The 15,267-nt window shown below is 63.1% G+C and carries 12 protein-coding genes and 1 pseudogene; 11 read left to right on the forward strand and 2 right to left on the reverse strand.

Translation table 11 applies throughout. The annotated features are described in order from the left end of the window. Positions 1-111: 111 nt before the first annotated feature. From H4I97_RS12725 to H4I97_RS12735, 3 genes are all read left to right on the forward strand, one after another. Positions 112-1,296, forward strand: a complete 1,185-nt coding sequence (locus H4I97_RS12725) for a DnaJ C-terminal domain-containing protein (RefSeq protein WP_182305014.1) — start codon at positions 112-114, stop codon at positions 1,294-1,296. Between the two features lie 123 nt (positions 1,297-1,419). Then, positions 1,420-2,238 (forward strand): enoyl-ACP reductase FabI, encoded by an 819-nt coding sequence (gene fabI, locus H4I97_RS12730; protein WP_129331908.1) that lies wholly within the window; start codon positions 1,420-1,422, stop codon positions 2,236-2,238. Between the two features lie 25 nt (positions 2,239-2,263). Next, positions 2,264-2,854, forward strand: a complete 591-nt coding sequence (locus tag H4I97_RS12735) for a histidine phosphatase family protein (protein ID WP_182305016.1) — start codon at positions 2,264-2,266, stop codon at positions 2,852-2,854. 16 nt (positions 2,855-2,870) lie between these two features. Here the strand turns inward: H4I97_RS12735 and H4I97_RS12740 are convergent, their stop codons facing one another. Then, positions 2,871-3,134, reverse strand: coding sequence for a DUF1344 domain-containing protein (locus tag H4I97_RS12740; protein WP_182305018.1), 264 nt, complete (start codon positions 3,132-3,134; stop codon positions 2,871-2,873). Here H4I97_RS12740 and H4I97_RS12745 point away from each other — a divergent pair. The 6 genes from H4I97_RS12745 to H4I97_RS12770 all read left to right on the forward strand — a co-directional run bounded on the left by H4I97_RS12745 (position 3,121) and on the right by H4I97_RS12770 (position 12,107). After that, positions 3,121-3,366, forward strand: coding sequence for a hypothetical protein (locus tag H4I97_RS12745; RefSeq protein WP_182305019.1), 246 nt, complete (start codon positions 3,121-3,123; stop codon positions 3,364-3,366). The two genes, H4I97_RS12740 and H4I97_RS12745, sit on opposite strands and share 14 nt — an antisense overlap. A 135-nt stretch (positions 3,367-3,501) precedes the next feature. After that, positions 3,502-6,633, forward strand: a complete 3,132-nt coding sequence (locus H4I97_RS12750; protein ID WP_182307637.1) for a sensor domain-containing protein — start codon at positions 3,502-3,504, stop codon at positions 6,631-6,633. A 126-nt stretch (positions 6,634-6,759) separates the two neighbouring features. Continuing rightward, a complete protein-coding gene (aroC, locus tag H4I97_RS12755) occupies positions 6,760-7,854 on the forward strand; it encodes a chorismate synthase (protein ID WP_182305020.1) in 1,095 nt (364 codons plus the stop codon). A gap of 9 nt (positions 7,855-7,863) precedes the next feature. Further along, positions 7,864-8,964 (forward strand): 3,4-dihydroxy-2-butanone-4-phosphate synthase, encoded by a 1,101-nt coding sequence (ribB, locus tag H4I97_RS12760; protein ID WP_182305022.1) that lies wholly within the window; start codon positions 7,864-7,866, stop codon positions 8,962-8,964. Between the two features lie 600 nt (positions 8,965-9,564). After that, positions 9,565-10,652, forward strand: a protein-coding gene (locus H4I97_RS12765) for an IS3 family transposase (protein WP_182305024.1) whose coding sequence is annotated in 2 segments (ribosomal slippage) — positions 9,565-9,826 and positions 9,826-10,652 — 1,089 coding nt in all. Because the reading frame shifts where the segments join, the coding sequence is not laid out codon by codon here. Between the two features lie 402 nt (positions 10,653-11,054). Beyond that, entirely contained in the window at positions 11,055-12,107 is a 1,053-nt protein-coding gene (locus H4I97_RS12770) for a hypothetical protein (protein ID WP_182305026.1), read from the forward strand. Between the two features lie 158 nt (positions 12,108-12,265). On the opposite strand, the gene H4I97_RS12775 is transcribed toward H4I97_RS12770, so the two are convergent. Further along, positions 12,266-13,453: a winged helix-turn-helix domain-containing protein gene (locus H4I97_RS12775; protein WP_182305027.1), complete on the reverse strand. Its 1,188-nt coding sequence runs from the start codon at positions 13,451-13,453 to the stop codon at positions 12,266-12,268. Between the two features lie 528 nt (positions 13,454-13,981). On the opposite strand from H4I97_RS12775, the gene H4I97_RS12780 reads away from it, so the two are divergent. Further along, complete coding sequence (locus H4I97_RS12780) at positions 13,982-14,662, forward strand: energy-coupling factor ABC transporter ATP-binding protein (RefSeq protein ID WP_182305029.1); 681 nt, start codon at positions 13,982-13,984, stop codon at positions 14,660-14,662. Beyond that, positions 14,659-15,252: pseudogene (locus H4I97_RS12785) on the forward strand (energy-coupling factor transporter transmembrane component T family protein); the annotation flags it as partial. The gene H4I97_RS12780 and the pseudogene H4I97_RS12785, both read left to right, overlap by 4 nt. Between the last annotated feature and the right edge of the window lie 15 nt (positions 15,253-15,267).

Below are 15,267 nucleotides of genomic sequence, written 5' to 3' on the forward strand. Positions count from 1 at the left end.
TCTTGCCATGATCGGACCATGTGCGCGCACGACGGAGGTCGTCCGCGCCGACTGTTTCAACGGCCGGCCCTCCCCCTGCGGAACGGGCCACGCCAGTCATCGGGGACCTGGATGCGCGACTTTTATTCAGTGCTCGGCGTGCGGCGGAATGCAGGAGCCGACGAGATAAAGACGGCCTGGCGCAGCAAGGCGAAATCCGTTCATCCCGACCATAACCAGGACGATCCCGAGGCGAGCCATCGCTTCGCCGAGATCGGCCGGGCCTACGAGATCCTCAAGGATCCCGAGAAGCGCAATCGTTACGACCGGCAACGCGAGAAGGCGGAGAACCGCATGCGCGAACAGACGATCCTCCAGCAGCGCCAGGCCGCCCGCGAGGCGGCGGAACGTGCGAAAGAAGCGAAGGAGAATGCCGAGCGCATTCTCGCCGAACTGCAACGCGCCGAAGCCGAGAAGGCGAAGGCCGACAGACAGGGACAGGCGCAGCCGCATCCGCAAGCCCAGCCCCAACCGCAGGCTCAGCCTCAACCCCAGGCTCAGCCCCAACCGCAGGCAAAGGCAAAGCCTGCAGGAAAAGCCGGAGCCGAAAGCCCCGAAGACGTCGTCGCGCGCATCTTCGGCGACAGTCCGGAGGCGGCTGCCGTGGCCGAGAGCCTCCGGCGGGAAGACCAGGCTGCCAAGTCCGAGGGAGAGAACGGCGGCGGACTCTCCGGCCCCGCATCCCTCCGGCCGATCGAACTCATCAGCGCGCTGGTGCGACGCCTGCGCGGCGTGCAGCCGGCGCCCGAGCCGGCGCCCGACATCCTGGCCGACGCACAGGTCGCGATCACCGATCTTCTCAACCGGTCCGCGGTGACGGTCACGCTTGCCGACGGGCGCGACGTTCGCGTCAGCCTCGACGGAGGACTGAAGGACGGCGACGTCGTCCGGCTGAAGGGCCAGGGTCTCAAGGTCCAGGGCATGCTGCGCGGCGATGTCGCCGTGACGATCCGGGTGCAGAAGACGGAGAAATTCCGCACTGAAGGCTATGACATCCACACGGTATTGCCGATCACGCTCGAGGATGCCGTTCTCGGTTGCGAGGCGACCGTCGAGACGCCGACGGGACCGGTCCAGGTCACCATTCCGCCGTGGTCCGGTTCGGACCAGGTCATCCGGATCGACGATCTCGGCCTCGTGGACACCGAGGGAAAACGCGGCGTGCTCGCCGTGGAGCTTCGCGTGCTGCTCTGGGAAAAACCCGACGAGAAGGTGACCGACCTCATGCGGCTGATGCGCCACGGGCTGTTCTTGTAAAGTATTTGTGACATTCACACCCTTTGTTACGCAGCCTAACAGTAGATGATCCCGGTCAATCTTGAACCGGGATGCGGGCTATGCCATAGGCAGTTTCAATCGAAAGTCTTAGGGAAACAAAACATGGTTCAAGGTTCCGGCCTCATGGCAGGCAAGCGCGGCGTCATCATGGGCGTCGCAAACAACCGTTCCATCGCATGGGGTATCGCTAAGGCCTGCCGTGACGCGGGCGCGGACATCGCATTGACGTGGCAGGGCGACGCCCTGCGCAAGCGTGTCGAACCCCTCGCCCAGGAACTGGACGCCTTCATGGCCGGCGACTGCGACGTCACCGATCTCGAAAGTATCGACGCCGTCTTCAACAATCTCGAAGAAAAGTGGGGCAAGATCGACTTCGTCGTTCATGCGATCGCCTTCTCCGACAAGGATGAACTGACGGGCCGTTACATCGAGACGACGCGCGACAACTTCACCCGCACGATGGACATCTCGGTCTATTCGTTCACCGCCGTCGCCGCGCGCGCCGAGCGGATCATGAACGACGGCGGCTCGCTGCTGACGCTCACCTATTACGGTGCCGAGAAGGTCATGCCGCACTACAACGTCATGGGCGTCGCCAAGGCCGCGCTCGAGGCGAGCGTACGCTACCTCGCCGTCGACATGGGCGGCCGCGGCATCCGGGTCAACGCGATCTCCGCCGGCCCGATCAAGACGCTCGCAGCCTCCGGCATCGGCGACTTCCGCTATATCCTGAAGTGGAACGAGTACAATTCGCCGCTGAAGCGCAACGTCTCGACGGACGAAGTCGGCAAGTCGGGCATGTACCTTCTCTCCGATCTCTCGACCGGCGTCACCGGCGAAGTCCACCACGTCGACTGCGGTTATCACACCGTCGGCATGAAGGCCGTCGACGCCCCGGACATCTCCGTATCCAAGGAATAATCTTCCGCTTCTGGAGTGGTCTGCCGTGCTCATCTACATGATCCGCCACGGTCAGACCGACTGGAACGCGGAAGGAAGGCTACAGGGGCAGCAGGACGTGCCCCTCAATGCACTCGGTCGCAGCCAGGCAAGCCGTAACGGCGAGCGGCTTGCGGCCGAACTCGACGTGACGGCCGAGAGCTACGACTACGTTGCCTCCCCGCTCGGCCGTACCCGCGAAACCATGGAGCGCGTGCGCGCGGCCATGGGCCTCGACCCCGCTGCATACCGGACCGAAACGCGGCTGATGGAACTCTCCTTCGGAGACTGGCAGGGCTTTACGCTCGCCGAACTGCGCCGGCAGGCTCCGGAACGAGTCGAATCGCGCAGACGCGAGAAGTGGGACTTCATCCCGCCGGGCGAGGCTGCCGAAAGCTACGAAATCCTCTCATGGCGCGTCGGCGCATGGCTTACCTCGGTCGACCGCCCGACCGTCTGCGTCAGCCACGGCGGCGTCGTGCGCAGCGTCTTCCGGCTCGTCGGCAAATGGTCGCGGGATGCCGCCTGCAACATGAATGTTCCCCAGGACCGTATCCTGAAGATCGACCGCGACGGCGGGACGGTCGCCTGGCTGTAGGCCCGGTCGAAGAGAACTATTCGCCGACGACCTGGAGATCATCGACGATGCGTTTGCCGTCGACCTCGGTGAAGAAGACGATCACCTTGACGCCGGTTTCCAGTCCTTCGAAGTTGAATTCCTGCGGGAGGAGATACGTCTTCCCGTCGTCCAGCGTCATCGTGAGCTGATCTGAGTTGAGCGACCGGATCGTCGACTCGACGTCATTGCTGCCAGCAAATGCGCTCAGCGGAGACAAGAAGCTCGCGGTGCCGAGCAGAACTGCCATGACGAAACGCATCCGGAAAACCTTTGCCACTCTTAGTGCGTTAAAAACATTGAACAAAGTAAGCCTCCCGAATGTGGCAGAAGTTGCCCGCAAAAATGACATTTCCGTGCGATTGTTGGCACGGGAAGCGGGCCACGATCAAGCACTCGTGAAGACCACGGGCGAATGGGCAACAGTTTTCGCCCGTCGCATCTTCGGAAACGCCCCCCTCCAACCATATCCGGCCGACCATTTCTGGGCATGAAATCCTAAATTAACCCGCGCACGCGTAGTATTTCCGCCGCTGCCCGCCATTCTGGAAACATACGGGTCACAACCGAATACATCGGGAAGATCATTGCGGCCCGCGTTCGGGCGAAGGGAACCTCGACACTTGGACATGCCAAGCCGTACATCCAGATGGCGCAGGAGGGGCCACGCACCGAACAAGGGCGCGTTCCTGCTCGGCTCCGGCTTGGTCGCCGGCGTTATCGTCGTGGCGGGCGTTCTCGCCGACCAGCGCTATACGCAGGCGCACAGGTCGGCTCTCGATCAACACGTGCGCGACGGAATGCAGGTCATCCGCTTCGCGCTCCAGACCGAGATTGCCTCCGATTTCGCCACCGTCCGCCACATCGCTTCGGAAGCCGCCGTCAATTCCGATCGCGCCCAGCTGCGTCGCGCTGCTGCGATCCTCGGCTACGGCAAGGACCACATCCGCTCGTTTGAATACAAGGCCGGCCCGGCCGCCACCGCCGAGACACTCTATTCCCTCGCGAACGCGCCGGCGAGCACGGCGGCCTCCCCGTCGGCGGTCCCGCAAGGAGGACAGATGCTCCGGCTCGGAAACGACGCCTTCCGGCTCTCCGTGCCCGTCGGGCGGACGGGTGCAAAGGGCCGGAGCCTCGTTTCGATGACCATCGATGCCCGCGGCCTGCTGCAGGCGAGCGGTCTGCTGCAGCCGGACGACGGAATGCCGACGGCAGCACCTCTCCCGCTTGCGGACCTGCAATGGTCGATCCGGCACATCGCACCGGATGCGGCACCCCTCGACATCGGCCCACGCTTCGCGACCGATGCGGCTCCGACGATTGGCCGACTGAACGTGCCGGGTGGCGGCGCTTTCGAAATCCTGGCCGCACCGCAGGGCGGCTGGGACACGCCTCCCGAGAACCGCATCGCTATCCGGCTGGCGATCGTCTTCGCCGGCGCGGCGATCATGATTCCCGCCGCCGTCACCGGCATTCTCTTTCGTGACCGCAACCGCTATGTCGCCGAGCTCAAGCAGCGCGAGAAGAAGCTGCGCGAGCTTTCCCAGCGCCTGAATCTGGCGATGGATTCTGCCGACATCGGCATCTGGGAGGTGAGGCTGGACGGCCACGTGCTTCTCTGGGACGACCGCAGCGCCGCGCTCCACGGACGTGCGCCGAGCTTTGCAGACGACGAGGACCGGATCTCCGACTGGACCGCGTCGATCCATCCAGACGACCGCGAAAGGGTCGAGGCGCAGGCCTTCGCCTACAGCTGCATCGCCGTAACGGATACCACCGACCTGAACTATCGGGTCGTGCTGCCCGACGGCAGCGTGCGCCACCTTCGGTCGGTCGGCGCCCATTCCCTCGGAGAGGAAGGCGAGAGCCGGCTGACGGGCGTCGTCCTCGACGTCACCGCGGATGCGGCGATGACGCAGACGCTGCGCGACGCCAAGCAGACGAGCGACATCAAGAATGCCGAACTCGAGCTCGCGCTCGACGAACTGTCGAGCCGCGAACAGGAGCTTTCCGAGCTTTCGCACAAGTTCGACCTCGCACTCGCCTCCTACAATTGCGGCATCTGGGAGGCTGACCCCGTGTCCGCGACGGCACTGTGGGACGAGCGGATGCACCAGCTCTACGGCATTCCCTACAGCCCGCGCCGGCTCGACCAGCAGGGCTGGCTCTCCTGCCTTCATCCCGACTATCGTGAGCGGGTGCTCGCCGCCACCAACAAGGCACTCGAAACCGGAACGACGATCAACACGCTGCAGCAGATCCTGCTGCCGAACGGAGAGCCGCGCTACGTCCGCTCGGTCGGCCAGGTACATGTCGGCAGGGACGGCAAGGAAAAGATCATCGGCATCGCCTTCGACGTCACCGCGGATGCCCTTCTCGCCGAGGAGCTGCGCGCCGCCAAGGCCGAGGCCGATGCCCGCAACATCGAACTCGAGCTTGCCAAGAACCGGATCGAATTCAACGCGCTGCACGATCCGCTGACGGCACTGGCCAACCGCCGCAAGCTCGACGACGAACTCGACCGGCTCGTCCGCAGCGGGGCCGGGCGCGGCACGCGGTTTGCGATCCTGCATCTCGACCTCGACCGCTTCAAGGAAATCAACGACACGCTCGGCCACGCCGCCGGCGACGCGGTTCTGACCCATACCGCCGACATCCTGTCGCGGACCGTCGAGGCCGGCGACCTTGTGGCGCGCATCGGCGGCGACGAGTTCGTGATCCTGATCACCCGTCCGGTGACGACGGAGGAGCTTTCGCTGCTCAGCGAGCGGATCATCGAGGAGATGCGCAAGCCCGTCGACTTCGACGGATTCTCCTGCCGCTGCGGCGTGTCGATCGGCATCGCCCGCTCGCAGGGGATCGGCTCCGACCCGCGCAAGGTGCTGATCAACGCCGACATCGCCCTCTACCAGGCGAAGGAGAAGGGACGAAACGGCTACGAATTCTTCTCCCAGGCGCTGCAGGCCAACATCGTCACCCGCAAGAGGCTCGCCGACGACATCCTCGCCGGGCTGGAGCGCGACGAGTTCACCGTCTGGTACCAGCCGCAGTTCGACGCGACGACGATGCGGCTGACGGGGGCGGAGGCGCTGGTGCGCTGGAACCATCCCGATCAGGGCATTCTCGCCTCGGGGCGCTTCCTGCGGCTCGCCGAGGAGCTCAACGTCATGGCGCGCATCGACCAGCTGGTGCTCGAAACCGCGCTGCGCGACAAGATGCGCTGGCTGGCCGACGGCATCGACCTGCCGCGGATATCGGTCAACGTTTCCTCGCGGCGGCTGCACGACCCGGCGCTGCCGGACCAGCTCCGCGGCCTCAGCATCCGTCCGGGCGAGGTCGCCTTCGAGCTTGTGGAATCGATCTTCCTCGACGACAGCGACGATCCGGCGAGCGCCAATCTCGCCGACATCAAGGCGCTCGGCATCGACATCGAGATCGACGACTTCGGCACCGGCCATACGTCCATCGTCAGCCTGCTGCGCCTGAAGCCGAAGCGGCTGAAGATCGACCGGCAGCTGGTCATGCCCATCCTCACCTCGCCGCAGGAGCGCGCGCTGGTGCGCTCGATCGTCGAAATCGCCCGCTCGCTCGGCATCGAGACGATCGCCGAAGGGGTGGAGACGCCGGCGCATGCCGAGCTGCTGCGAACACTCGGATGCGACGAACTGCAGGGCTACGCCTTCGCAAAGCCGCTGCCCTTTGCGGAGTTCGCCCGCTTCGCCGCCCGGCGCGCAGGCGCTCCGGCCGCGCGGCAGGCGTGACGCCAACTGCCGTCCGCGGGCGCCGGCGAGAGGAAAAAGCCTTTCCCCTGCGGGTGGTTTTCCACTATGTGTGTGGCCCGATACGAGAAGGCGGCCCGGCCGCCCCAGTTCCGGACCTTTTGAGACATGTCGCACAACACCTTCGGTCACCTGTTCCGCGTCACCACCTGGGGCGAAAGCCACGGGCCGGCGCTCGGCGCCGTCGTCGACGGCTGCCCGCCCGGCCTCCGTTTCCGCCAGGAGGAGCTGCAGGCATGGCTCGACAAACGCAAGCCCGGCCAGTCGCGCTTCGTCACCCAGCGGCGCGAGGAGGATCTCGTCAAGGTGCTCTCCGGCGTGATGCCGCAGGAGGACGGCTCCTTCGTCACCACCGGCACGCCGATCTCGCTGATGATCGAGAACACCGACCAGCGCTCGAAGGACTACGGCGAGATCGCCCGGCAATACCGTCCGGGACACGCCGACTACACCTATGACGTCAAGTACGGCATTCGCGACTATCGCGGCGGCGGGCGCTCCTCCGCCCGCGAGACGGCCGCCCGTGTCGCCGCCGGCGGCATAGCCCGCCTCGTCGTCCCCGGCGTCACCATTCGCGGCGCGCTGGTGCAGATCGGCAAGCACAAGATCAACCGCGCCAACTGGGACTGGGCGCAGGTCGGCGAAAACCCGTTCTTCGCGCCCGATCCCGAGATCGTGCCGGTCTGGGAAGACTATCTCGACGGCATCCGCAAGGCCGGCTCCTCGGTGGGCGCGGTGATCGAGATCGTCGCCGAAGGCGTTCCCGCCGGGCTCGGCGCGCCGATCTACGGCAAGCTCGACCAGGACATCGCAAGTGGCCTGATGTCGATCAACGCGGTCAAGGGCGTCGAGATCGGCAACGGCTTCGGTGCGGCCGAGATCACCGGCGAGGAAAACGCCGACGAGATGCGCATGGGCAATGACGGCAAGCCGCTCTTCCTGTCGAACCACGCCGGCGGCATCCTCGGCGGCATTTCGACCGGCGAGCCGGTGGTCGCGCGCTTCGCCATCAAGCCGACCTCCTCGATCCTGACCGAACGCAAGTCGATCGACGCCCACGGCAACAATGTCGACGTGCGCACCAAGGGTCGCCACGACCCGTGTGTCGGAATCCGGGCAGTTCCCGTCGGCGAGGCGATGCTGGCATGCATCATCGCCGATCATTATTTGCGAGACCGCGGCCAGACCGGCCGGCTGAAGTGAGGTTTTTCCATGAGCTATGACCAGAGCCGCGTCGTCGATGCCATCCGCGCCTTCGAGGCGGGCGAAATCGTCGTGGTCGTCGACGACGACGACCGCGAGAACGAAGGCGACCTGATCGTCGCCGCCGTCCACTGCACGGCCGAGAAGATGGCCTTCATCGTCCGCCACACTTCCGGCATCGTCTGTGCGCCGATGCCGCGCGAGGAGGCAAAGCGCCTCAACCTCAGCGCCATGGTCGCCGAAAACGACAGCGCGCATACGACGGCCTTCACCGTTTCGGTCGATTTCAAGCACGGCACGACGACCGGCATTTCCGCCGACGACCGCACGTTGACGGTGCGCAACCTCGCCAACCCGAACGTCGGCGCCGCCGATTTCGTCCGCCCCGGCCACATCTTCCCGCTGGTCGCCCGCGAAGGCGGCGTCCTGATGCGCTCCGGCCATACCGAAGCCGCCGTCGACCTCTGCAAGCTCGCCGGCCTGCCGCAGATCGGCGTCATCTCCGAACTCGTCAACGACGACGGCACGGTCAAGCGCGGCCCGCAGGTCGCAAGCTTCGCCGCCGAGCACGGGCTGAAGCTGCTCTCCGTCGCCGACCTCATCGCCTATCGCCAGCGCAAGGAGACGCTGATCCAGCTCGCCTCGAGCTTCGGCGTCGAGACGCCTTACGGCCCGGCCAAGGCGCACGCCTATTCGCTGCCCTGGGACCCGATGCAGCACCTCGCCGTCGTCTTCGGCGACATCCGCGACGGCGTCGACATTCCGGTGCGCCTGCATCTCGAACATGTCGGCCAGGACGTGTTCGGCAAGGACCGCCAGATCGACGACATCATGAAGAAGATCGCCGAAAAGGGCCGCGGCGTCATCGTCTACCTGCGCGAAGGCTCCGTCGGCGTCGGCGTCTCGACCACCGCACGCGCCGGCCACCACGACCGCGAGGCGCACGAACAGGCGCAGGCCCGCGAAAGCGAATGGCTGGAAATCGGCCTCGGCGCACAGATCCTCAAAGACCTGGGCGTCACCTCGATCCGCCTCTTTGCCTCACGCGAACGGCACTATGTCGGGCTCGAAGGGTTTGGGATCCGGATCAGCGGGACGGAGATTGTGTGAGGGGGTGAGGGCTCGCGGTTGGGCCGAGGCGTGGGGTTGCTGTCTGCCTGGGACGGTCGTCGCGCAGTTCCCCTTATTTCGGGCTGCTTATGGCAGCCGTTGAGGCATGGCTTAAGTCTGTCTGCCGAATCCATGCGATTGAAATAGACGGCAAGGAATGAATTCGCCGGGGACCATTTAGCTTTGATCTATGATCCACAGAGTATGATCTATAGACTATTGTGGACTGTTTCACCTGATTTCTGTGCATGAGGTCTCCGTTTTGGTGGCGACCAGCGGTGACCGCTTCCGCTTAAAGATCAGTTGAATTACATTTCCAACGATGATGGTGAAGCGTCCGGAAAATATTGCGGAATACTTCGAGCAACTACGGCCTCCTATCGTTAGATCGGAGGGTTCTACAGAATCCGAAAGGTATTTGGCTAGACTGGCCGATCGAACCTTTCTTAACCTCTGGTCATACCCCAATCCATATCGTTCGCAGAAGCTCGGAGGCGCAGGTGATGGCAAGGAAATTTGTGATCTCCTCGGGTAATCCTCCCCGTGAATAAAGGGCTTTAAAAGTAGAATTTTCTCGGCAAGATGCTCGAGGAGATTTCGATGAAGAAGAGCCGATTTAGCGAAGCCCAGATCATGGCCGTGTTGCGCCAGGCGGAAGGTGGAATGCCGGTGCCTGACCTTTGCAGGGAGCATGGCATCAGCACCGCCAGTTTTTACAAATGGCGTGCGAAGTATGGCGGCATGGACGCCTCGATGATGAGCCAGATGAAGGCTCTTGAGGAAGAGAACCGACGATTGAAACGGATGTATGCGGACTTGAGCATGCAGGCCGATCTGCTGAAGGAGGCTCTCGGAAAAAAATAACGCGGCCATCTCAGCGCCGGGAGCTGGCCGAGAAAGCAGTGGCGCAAGGCGGTGTGAGCATAGCGCTGGCATGCAGGACGTTTGGCGTCAGCGAGACCTGTTATCGGTATAGCCCTCAGCGCAATGCCGACAACGAACGGATCGCCGATCTGTTGCTTGGGCTTGTGAAGGTGAAGAAGACGTGGGGTTTCGGCCTGTGCTACCTTCACCTGCGCAATGTCCAGGGACATCGCTGGAACCATAAGCGTGTCTACCGCATCTACCGGGAGCTTGAACTGAACCTCAGGATCAAGCCTCGTCGGCGGTTGAAGCGGGAGAAGCCGGATGAACTGGCGGTGCCGGATGCGCCGAATATGGTCTGGTCGATGGACTTCATGGCGGACCGCCTGGCAGACGGCCGCCAGTTCAGGCTCTTGAATGTGCTGGATGACTTCAACCGTGAAGGTCTGGGCATCGAGGTCGACTTCTCGCTACCCGCCGAACGGGTCGTGCGCAGTCTCAACCAGATCATCGAATGGCGGGGAAAGCCGCTGTCGATCAGGGTTGATAACGGCCCGGAATATGTCAGTTCGACGCTCATCGAATGGGCAGAAACACAGGGAATCGCATTGAATTACATCCAGCCCGGCAAGCCGCAGCAGAACGCCTATGTCGAGCGCTACAATCGAACGGTCCGGCACGAATGGCTTGATCTGTATATTTTTGACAGCATAACGGAGGTGCAAGAGATCGCCACAGAGTGGCTTTGGACATATAACCACGAACGGCCCAACATGGGCATTGGCGGCATCACACCCGCTCAGAAACTGAAAATGGCCGCGTGAATTCTACCGCTGAACCCCGTTAAAACGGGGAGGATTACCCTCGTAGTCTGTGACCCGCACATTCTCATATTCTCTGAAAAGGACATTAGCTGGACGGATAAGCCAGTAGATGTCGCGTGGCCGCGCTGGTGTCGACGTGCGGTATTCGACGCAGCTACTCAACTCAAAGGAGCTGAGAGGTGGATAAATGAATTTCCTGATCGCATTTTTTTGGACAAGCTATGCGACGTCCCGTTTCCACTCGCTTTCCCTGAGCCCGATCGGCGGCGGGTGCACAGAATTATTGTCGCCCGAGGCGCTAAGGAGGCATGCCGCAGATATTTCGAAGGTGGGCTTGGCACGTTTGTTATCAAGCCTAACCTCAAAGGGCAGGATCACGTCGACCCTAAGGCGGCGGAGTATATGCCATTTGCTATCGGTGATCTCGATCCCGAAGGAGACTTCGTTCATGTGTTTGATGAAGCGTCTCTCGATATTGTCATGGGCGAGCTCGACACCATCTCGGACTTTACCGAGTATCTCGATAAGCGAGCGGCCTTCATTCGTTCAGGTAGACTAGAAGAAGCACATGGGGAGGAAGACCTCGTTGCCTACTACGCGATCAGAATAGACGTACACGGCGATCACGATTTCACGCCGCCAAAGGGACATAGCTGGGACGAGATCAAATCCGTTGTGATCGGTGCAGGGAACTGGTCGCGCTACATATCCAATCCTCAATATCTCGCGAAGAAGGAAGCTGACAGGGTTTCCTACGCTTGGGATAATTTGATCGAGACGTTCACGGACCACATGCTGGGTGGAACATCCATCGTGCTGCCGGGGTACTCATATTCTTTGACTAACAGCGAATTGGCGGTTCGCTATATGGCCTTACAGAGGCGCTATGTCCGTCGTGGTCACAGCGAGGCAATCCTTGGTGCACTTGAAATCGGCCGAAAGCAGCAAGTGTTCTTTCGCGCGATGCTGGGTCCGCCAAATTCGAAGGAGAGTGAGACAGGCTTTTTCTTCCTGACCCTAAAATACCTTGATTGGATGGACGATCATGGAGGCTATGAAAGATACCGGGAAATGCGGACTTTCTATCTCCAGACTTACGCGCAAGCTCTGTTGATGAAGCACTCTCACCTCAAGCGCGTAATAGGCATTGCTATGGAGCCGCCCGATCAAGGCAGAGGTGCGTCGGAAGACATCGTATATGCCGCTCAGATGGAGTGGACCGATCACGATAAGAGGGAAAATCGGGACGACTGTAACGCCCTTGGAATCATGGGCGAAATGAAGGAGCGGAGATATCGGGGGCTGAGTTTCCGAAGATCAAGCAGTTTGGGGGTGGTGGAGGCGGAAATCGAAAACAGCGACGGGCGGCCTTGGCGCGTGAACGAAGGAGGAAATAGTCAGCAAGTTCGCGACAACTGCATTCCATTGCCTCATCCGTATCTGCCGAAGTCATGACCAATCGTCTTGAGTCGTCGCGACCAGTACGGTGAAAATTCCAATCAGTTGTGCCGCAGCTTCAGCGGTCCGGTTCTTTTTTCTAGGGCCGCCGTTCACAATTGGCGCAAAGCGGCCAAGCGTAGCTTACCTCCTCACGCCTCCCACTTCATAGCCCCTCACCCCAGCCACCCCTCGCCATATTCCACCTTCTCCACGCCGGCGAACTTGGCGATGCGGGAAAGCTCGGCCTCCAGCCGCTCCAGCCGCCCGGCGGAGGGTTTGACGCCCGGCTCCCACCAGAGACGCTTGACGGCCAGCACGCCGGTCTTGCGGTCGGCCTTCATGTCGATGCGGCCGACGAGCCGGTCGGCTTCGAGGAGCGGGAAGACGTAGTAGCCGTATTCGCGCTTCGGCTCGGGCACGAAGATCTCGATGCGGTAGAAGAAGCCGAAGAGGCGTTCGGTGCGGTTGCGGTCGCGGATCAGCGGGTCGAAGGGGCTGAGCGTCCGGATGCGGGCCGGCGGCTCGGGCGGGTCGAGGAGTGCCGGCAGGCTCTCGGCAAGGGCGAAGGAGGCGCGCGGCTTGCCGTCCACCGTTTCGAGCGAGACTTCCGTAAGCTCGTCGCGGTGTGCTTCCACCCAGGCCTTCGCCTCCTGCGGGGTGACGAGGTCGAAGAAGGCGGCGATCTCGCCATGGGTGGCGAAGCCGAGCCGCGCAAGCGCGCCGCGGCAGGCCCAGTCGATGAAGGCGTCGTGGTCGACCTCGGCGGAAAAATGTTCGGACGGGATCACCCGTTCGGCGAGGTCGTAGACCTTCTGGAAATTCTCCCGCGCGGAAATCGCGAGCTTGCCGGTGTGCCAGAGGAATTCGAGCGCCGTCTTCGAGGGGTGCCAGTTCCACCAGCCGCCGGACTTGTGATCTTCGGCCTTCACGTCCCGGGCCATCACCGGGCCGGTCTCGCGGATGCGCTCGTAGGTCTCCTCGAAGGCCTGGTCGAAGCCCTCCCCCTGCCATTTGCGCCAGTTCTCGCGGATATGGCCCTCGCGGCGGGCGAACCGGTGCTTCCAGTAGGGAAAGAAGGCGGAGGGGATGATCGACGCGTCGTGCGTCCAGTGCTCGAAGAGCGCGCGGTCCTTTTCGAGAAGCGCTGTCAGGTGCTCCGGCCGGTAAGTCTGATTGCGGGAAAACAGGATCTGGTGATGGGCGCGCTCCACCGTCGCGATGCTGTCGACCTGGACGAAGCCGAGGTCGTGGATCAGCTCGTAGAGCCCGTCCTTTCCGAGCATGCGGTTCGGCGGCCGCGACAGCCCCTGCCGTTCGAGGAAGATACGCCGTGCCTGCCGGTTGCTGATCGGAATCGCCATGCACGGCAAGCTAGCGAATGTTCTTGGTATGTTCAATGGGTGGATCGAGTTGTTGCAGTTGTCTGCTGGTGCCTGGGACTGCCCCCTCACCCTGGCCCTCTCCCCGCATGGGCGGCGAAATTGCCCTGCCCTCAAGGGGAGAGGGCGGCGCATCCGTCGCATCCGTCATGCCGGACCTGATCCGGCATCCAGCCGGCGAGCGTCGGCGAGCCGAAAGAATGCATCTCGAAGAAGGCGAAGACGTCTCCCCGCGCGATGGACATCGCGCGACTGGATGCCGGGTCGAGCCCGGCATGACGGTGGTTGGGGGTGGGTTACTGCAGGCGTCAAGATCGGGGCCCCCTCTGTCGGCTTCGCCGACATCTCCCCCACAAAGAGGGAGACCGCTTCATGCGCCGCTCAAAATCCGTATGCAATTGCCCTGCCGTCAGGGGATGAGGGGCATCGCACAAGCTCCCTGCAGGGTCGCATATTCCCCTCACCTCCGCTCCGGTCTATAGAGGGCGCGAAGAAGGACGGGGACAGGCATTGCAGATCACATTCGACCGGGCCGAAGTGCGTTACGGTGACCGCGTGGCGCTGGAGCCGCTCAGCCTTTCGCTCAGCGAGCGCCGCATCGGCGTGATCGGGCTCAACGGCTCCGGCAAGACCACCTTCGCGCGGCTGATCAACGGGCTTATCAAACCGAGCGCCGGCAAGGTGACCGTCGACGGGCTCGACACGGTCGATGACGCGAAGGCGGTGCTCGCCCGCGTCGGCTTCATCTTCCAGAACCCGGCAAACCAGATCATCCTGCCGATCATCCGCGACGACATCGCCTTCGGGCCGAAGAGCCGCGGGGTGAAGGGCGAGGCGCTCGACCGGGCGGTGAACGCGGTGCTCGACCGCTTTTCGCTGACCGAACTCGCCGACCGCCGGCCGCACGAACTCTCCGGCGGCGAGGTGCAATTGGCCGCGCTCGCGGCGGTGATGGTGATGCGGCCCGAGATCGTCATCTTCGATGAGCCGACCAACCAGCTCGACCTCAAGAACCGGGCGCTGGTCGAAACCGCGATCCGCGGGCTCGAGGAAAACGCCATCGTCATCAGCCACGATCTCTCGCTGGTCGCCGATTTTCCGCGCGTGCTGGTCTTCGACCGGGCGAGGCTCGTCTTCGACGGTCCGGCGGACGAGGCGATCGGCCTCTACCGGGAGATCGCGCTTCGATGAGGAGTCTCTATGTCGCCGGCGACACCTGGCTGCACCGGCTAAAGCCCGCGATCAAGCTGACCGCGCTCGCGGTCTTCGCGGTGGCGGTGTTCGCAACCCGCAGCCCCGTGGTTCCGGGGGCAGCGCTCGTTCTCGCCGCCTTTGTCTATTTCGGCCTCGGCCAGCCGTTGCGGTCGGCCATGCGGCCGCTGCTGCCGATCCTCCTGACCGTGGCGGTGGTGGCGCTCTTCAATCTCATTGTCAATTCCGCCGATGAAGCGCTGCTGACGCTGCTGCGGCTCTCGGCGCTCGTGCTGATGGCGGCGGCCGTCACCGCGACGACCGGCATTTCCGATTTCATCGACACGATCGCCGCCGCCGCCCGGCCGCTCGAAAGGGCGGGGCTCGTCAAGGCGTCCGACATCGGGCTTGCCGTCGGCCTCGTCATCCGCTTCGTGCCGGAAATCCTCGCGCGCTACCAGGCGATCCGCGAGGCACACGCCGCCCGCGGACTTGCGGTCCGGCCCTCCACCCTGCTCGGCCCGCTGGTCATCCAGACGCTCAAGGATGCGGACAGCATCGCCGCGGCCATTGACGCCAGGGGAATTCGGGTCAATGAGCAGAAA

The organism is Ciceribacter thiooxidans, assembly GCF_014126615.1.
GTDB classification, from domain to species: Bacteria; Pseudomonadota; Alphaproteobacteria; order Rhizobiales; family Rhizobiaceae; genus Allorhizobium; species Allorhizobium thiooxidans.